This window comes from Dehalococcoidales bacterium (assembly GCA_035529395.1).
Classification (GTDB): Bacteria; Chloroflexota; Dehalococcoidia; order Dehalococcoidales; family Fen-1064; genus DUES01.
Map to the genome: position 1 here is coordinate 1 of DATKWT010000109.1, position 5,571 is coordinate 5,571.

The 5,571-nt window shown below is 53.0% G+C and carries 5 protein-coding genes; all 5 read right to left on the reverse strand.

Features of this window, described 5'->3' with window-relative positions:
- Nucleotides 1-254: 4Fe-4S dicluster domain-containing protein (locus tag VMW13_07045; GenBank protein ID HUV44568.1), on the reverse strand; the 254-nt coding region annotated here is incomplete at its 3' end.
- On the reverse strand, nt 251-1,093 hold the full coding sequence (locus tag VMW13_07050) for a 4Fe-4S binding protein (GenBank protein HUV44569.1): 843 nt from the start codon (nt 1,091-1,093) through the stop codon (nt 251-253). The genes VMW13_07050 and VMW13_07045, both read right to left, overlap by 4 nt.
- Nucleotides 1,094-1,216: 123 nt before the next feature.
- The gene (locus VMW13_07055; GenBank protein ID HUV44570.1) at nt 1,217-2,794 is read right to left on the reverse strand and encodes an FAD-dependent oxidoreductase; all 1,578 of its coding nucleotides are present in this window, start codon (nt 2,792-2,794) and stop codon (nt 1,217-1,219) included.
- Between the two features lie 191 nt (nt 2,795-2,985).
- The gene (locus VMW13_07060) at nt 2,986-4,896 is read right to left on the reverse strand and encodes an ABC transporter substrate-binding protein (protein ID HUV44571.1); all 1,911 of its coding nucleotides are present in this window, start codon (nt 4,894-4,896) and stop codon (nt 2,986-2,988) included.
- On the reverse strand, nt 4,877-5,571 hold a 695-nt coding region (locus VMW13_07065), incomplete at its 5' end, for an ABC transporter permease (GenBank protein ID HUV44572.1). The genes VMW13_07065 and VMW13_07060, both read right to left, overlap by 20 nt.

Consider the following 5,571-nt stretch of genomic DNA (forward strand, 5'->3'; position numbering starts at 1 on the left):
TCTACGGGACAGACGTCGATGCACAAATTGCATCCCGTGCATTTGTCCCTGCGTGTGGCAAAAAGTACGTAGTTGCCGTCGATCCTGGGGTCCATCTCCTCCAGCCGCTTCTCCTTGGACATGACACGCGTTACATGGAAGATGGCCTCGGGGCAAATCTGCAAGCACTTCTTACACAGAAAAGGAACAGTACACTTCTCCAGGTCAATCGTTATCTTGGGAAACTTTCTTCCCATTGGCAATGGATAGGTCATGTCCACACCTCCGCGACTGCCGGCACTTCCACGCGTGGTACCAGCCTGATTGCGTCTCGCGGGCAACCGGTCTGGCACAGGCCGCAGCCGTAGCACTTGAACACATCGATGTTAGCCTTCTCGGTGGTAACCTCAAACTTGAGTGCACCCCACTGGCACCGCTGGGCGCAGATGCCACAGCCGTTGCACTTGTCGTAGTCGACCATGGCCACGTAGTGGCCCTTGAGACTGCCAATGCCGAAATCAACGGCATTCCTCAGCGCACCACAGTCCGGGTAATCACACTGGCAGAAACCGCCAATGAACGGTGCGCCAAAGAGCATCAGGATATGGACGAAGCCCCTGCGGTCCATCTCGTGGTTCCACTCTATGGCCTCGTCGACGTTGACGAACGAGACACCGCCTTTGTATCTCTCCGGCCAGCGCTCCCACTTGAGCATACCGACACCCATTCCCATGCAGGTGTACTCCATCTCGTTCCGCTCGTCAATGGCCCGCGAGGCTTTCCGGCAGATACAGGCAATCAGACCGATGGGCGAGGATAGCTCCAGTACCCTGTCAGCGTGCTCAAGCGGCACAATCTGGCTGCCCTGGCCGCGCGACTGCATGATATCGGTGATCCGATGAAACTCCGCGTGGTCGTTGCTCTCGATGGCATTCAGCATGTCGAGTTGTGTCGGGCCGCTTCTTACCCCGGTTTCCAACCCGACTTCCGGCCCCTTGAAACCCTCGCCGGGGGTCCGCAGCTTGTACATGTTCCTGGCATAGTTCCTGGGGTTCAGGTACCAGACCCCGTCGCCGTACCTTGAGTCCCCGAACTGATCACACAGCCAGCACATCGCTTCTACCTCCTACTGTAGTGTCTCCGAGTTCTCTTTACAGTGATTGTTGATAAAAATTCGTCGTAGTAGCCGGTGCCTCATTGTAAAGCTATGTTAGAGACACTACACTACTACTATCGACTATAGTAACCTGTCGGCTGTCTCAAAACAAAGCTGTCCGCGTTCAAACACGCAGTTGGCGCACATCCGGCAATTCAGACACCGCCGCGCTTCCTCAACCGCCTGCCAGAACGTATATCCCAGACTCACCTCCTTGGAAGTCGTTATCGCCTGCTTACCGGAGAGCTTTGGCATTTCCCACTGGTCCCGACGCACCAGATAGGCAGGAACCTGCTCCGGCTTGATTGTGATTATCTCGCGGGTATCATCCACGGCGACAATCGGTTGCCCGCTGAGGTACTGGTCGATGGAGAGCGCCGCCCGCCGGCCGGCCGCCATCGCTTCGGTAACAGTGCCACGACCGGTGGTGATATCACCCGCAGCGAACACACCATCCATACTCGTCTCCCCGGTATCCGGGTTCACGATAACCGTGCCCCTGCCGCTCAGGTTTAGCGAATCGGCGGGCAGTCCGGTAGTGTCCGTCATCTGCCCGATGGCGACAACTACGATATCGGCATCCATGGAGTAGTCACTACCTGCTCCCTCCATGAGAGTCCAGCTCATCCTGCCTTCACTGTCCACCGAGGTGGAGGTCACTCGCTTGAAGTCTATACCACTGGCCCGGGAGCCGTTCCTCGAAGTGAATTGCTGCGGTGCCAGGGACGGATGCATCTTCACACCCTCTCGCTCCGCTTCCTCTATCTCCCAGTCAAAGGCGGGCATGTCGGCACGGCTCTCAAGACAGGCGACGTGCACCTCGTCCGCCCCCAACCGCAGGGCAGTACGGGCAACATCCATTGCTACGGCACCACCACCAATCACGACTACCCTGCCTTTGAGAGATATCAGCCTTCTCTGCTTGGCTTCTATCAGGAAGGGAAGGGCGGTTGTGATACCGGCCAGGTCTGAGCCCGGGATAGGCAGTTCAGCACTCTTCTGAGCACCGATGGCTATCAGGATAGCTCCGTACCCCTGGCGGGCAAGAGCATCCAGACTGACGTCCCTGCCGATGCGTACATTGCAGTGAATCCGGACGCCCAGTGCCGTGATACGGTCAATATCAGCCTTGACGGCTTCTACCGGCAGAAGGAAATCCGGAATCGACGAAGTGAGTATCCCGCCGGGCGTCGGGGCGGCCTCAAAGATGGCCGTACCATACCCCTTATTGACCAGGTCATGAGCCGCGGTCAGTCCTGCCGGCCCGGAACCCACGATAGCCACCCTGGCTTCCTTTGTTCTGGGTACGGGGGACGGCTTCTCACCGCTGGCCCAGTCAGCAGCGAATCGCTTCAGCGCCTGGATAGCTATCGGACTGTCCACATCCTTACGATTACACTCCGTCTCACAGGGATGATGACAGACCCGTCCGCAGATAGACGGCAGGGGATTGGTCTCCCGGATAATAGATATCGCCTTCTTGATGTCGCCTTGAGCGATGGCCATTATGTAGTTGGGAACATCCTGGGTTAGCGGACAAGCCGCTTCACAAGGGGAGTACTTGTCAACCTCAGGCCAGCACCTTTCCCTGTGGATGAAGGCGGGTGTCTCGGGCTTGCGAACAACACTGTAGTACGTCTGAGATGCATACACAACCACTTTCTTAAAGACCCTCCTCAGTAGGTGAAACTGCCCGGTGCCTCACATTCTAGCACTTCACATTATGCCAGTCAACGACAATATGGAAGCCCATTCACTCACGCATATGTATCATCCGAATCATGCGAAGGGGTGTGGTATTGACCACACCCCTTCGTTCGTGTAGCATTTTGTGCCACTGGTACCGGGGACTAGTAGCCCATCTCACTCCTCATGTCCTGGTCAATCCAGATTGTAGAGTGTATGGGGCCGGGTAGCACGGCTCCGGCGCAATGCTCGCCATAGTAGTTTTTAACCCATGGCCAGGCATAACGCAGAATATTGCCTACCGGTAACATTATATACGGACACTGCTCTATCACATAGACGTTCATTTCTTTCAGCATCTGGTTCTGTTTTGCTACATCTGTTTCAATCATGGCTGCCGTCCACGTATCGGTTAGCCAATCGTCGTCGAACAGTGCCGGGTTCCAGGTCTGCCCGGGCAGGTAAGTTTTTCGAAGGACCGAAAATGGATTACCATTTCCAGTGGAGATCTGATACATCTGGGTGTATTCCCGACTGGTCATTACGCTGAGATAGTTGGCATACTCAAGAGATTTCAGCTCGCACTCAACGCCAATTGCATCCCAGTAGTTTGCAAGCATAGCAGCAATGTCAGTCTGGGTGGTACCGGTTGCGCTTATTACCAAATTGGTTTTAAAACCATCGGGATAACCGGCTTCGGCCAGGAGCTCTTTTGCTCTAGTCGGATTATAGTCAAGCAGCATACTGGCTCCCTCAGGAAGTTCATTTATAGGAGTAAAGAGTTTCCAATCGGCGGCATAGGGGAAGCTCAAAATTTCTCCCTGATTACCATAGACGGCAGACGCAAGCATCTCCTCCCTGTTTACGGCCATACTCATTGCCTGGCGGACTCTAATATCAGTAAAGGGTTCGGTGTCCATTCTCATACCCACAGATAGAGGACTGGTCGTTAGCCACGTCCATTTCATTAGCTCAGGGCTTGTATCTTCTAATGTTTGCTCATATATCCACCTGACACTTTCACTGATATCCACCTTTCCGGTGCGCAAAGCCGCCAGTTGTGTGGATTCATCGGGCATGATAGGCCATATCATGGTATCTACAAATGGTAAATCGTACTCCTTGCCGTCAATAACCGTTGTGCCCCAATAATTAGGATTACGGGTATAGGTCTGGGAACTACCTTTAACGTAGTCCGTCAGCATGAAAGGTCCTGTACCACACACGTCCTTCCAATTTGCCGGGTCACCATTCTCAACCAACTCAGGTGGCGCTGATACCATAGTGTAGTATCCCCAGCCGATTCTATAGCCCCAGTTACCGCAATACTCATTGTAGTGTACGTCAACCGTGTATTTATCTACGGCTTCAAATGAATCAATCCAGTCATAGTACAACGCGATTCTCTTGGGGCTCGCCATAGTCCGATTCCAAGAATATACTACGTCGCTGGCTATCAGTTCCCGGGAGCTCATTACGCCCGGTTTATCCTGCCAGTAGACTCCCTCTCGCAGGTGGAAGCGAATGATATTCTGGTCGCTCAATACTTCCCAGCTTTCTGCCAGGCCAGGTCCACCCTCGCAGGCTTCAAAGGGTAACCACGCTTGCTGGGTAAATCTATATTCCTGGGTACCTCTATCGCCCTTCTCTAGATTGGCAGCTAGCAACGTTTCTGCATAGGGTGATGCAGAATGGTTATGCATCCAGGCAATATCAGCCTGGTCCCATGATAGAGGGTCAATAGCCGCATAGACGGTAAGAATCCTGAGTGTCCCGCCATATTGTGGCTCGCCTGTTGGCAGTGTTACCACTACCTCTTCCCCTTCCTCTTCTTCTTCCGCCACTTCTTTTTCCACTACCTTCCCGGTAACGGTTTTTCCCTCTTCTTCTTCTTCCGCAGCAGGTCCGCAAGAGGTCATCACCATCACGGCTGCTAACAAGCAACTCAAGCCCATCCATACAATCCTGTTTTTCACTTTGCTTTTCTCCTTTTTCTTCACTAGTCCAGAATTCTCATTATTTTTCACATCATACCACCTCCTTAAAGACTTATCCTTATATTGTAGCCTTCTCACTAACTTCTGAAGTTTTGGCTTTCCTTACCGTTCTTCTTCCTCCATAACGGCCGAGACCACCCCTGAGTCTCGGGTCAAGCAGGTCTCTAACGGCATCACCAAACATGTTTACTCCATAGACGACGACACTCAGGGCAAGACCAGGCCAGATTGCCATCCAGGGAGCCATAATCATATAAGTGCGGCCTTGTCCACTAAGCATGCCTCCCCAGCTCGGTTGTGGCGGGGGGATCCCGAGTCCAAGGAAGCTCAGACTGGCTTCAGCGAGAATGACGGCTGGTACGCGTACGCTGAACAGGATAATTATGGGAGCCATTATGTTGGGCAGGATATGACTGAGAAGCATTCGTGTATTCGAACAACCAAGAGCCCTAGCAGCTTCCACATAGACATTTTGCTTGATACTGATTACGGCACTTCTAACTATCCTTGAACCAGCGATGCCATATTGAAACCCCAGGACAACTATTACTGTCACCATGCCTGGTTTGAACAGAGAAACAACGACAACGAGAATAATTATCCCGGGAAAGCACATCCAGGCATCAACAAATCTCTGTAGCAACATATCGAACTTCCCACCGACGAAACCGGAAAATATACCCAGTAAAGTAGATACCAGGATAGAGATACTGGTAGCTCCAATACCTACAATCAGGGAGATACGGGCACCGT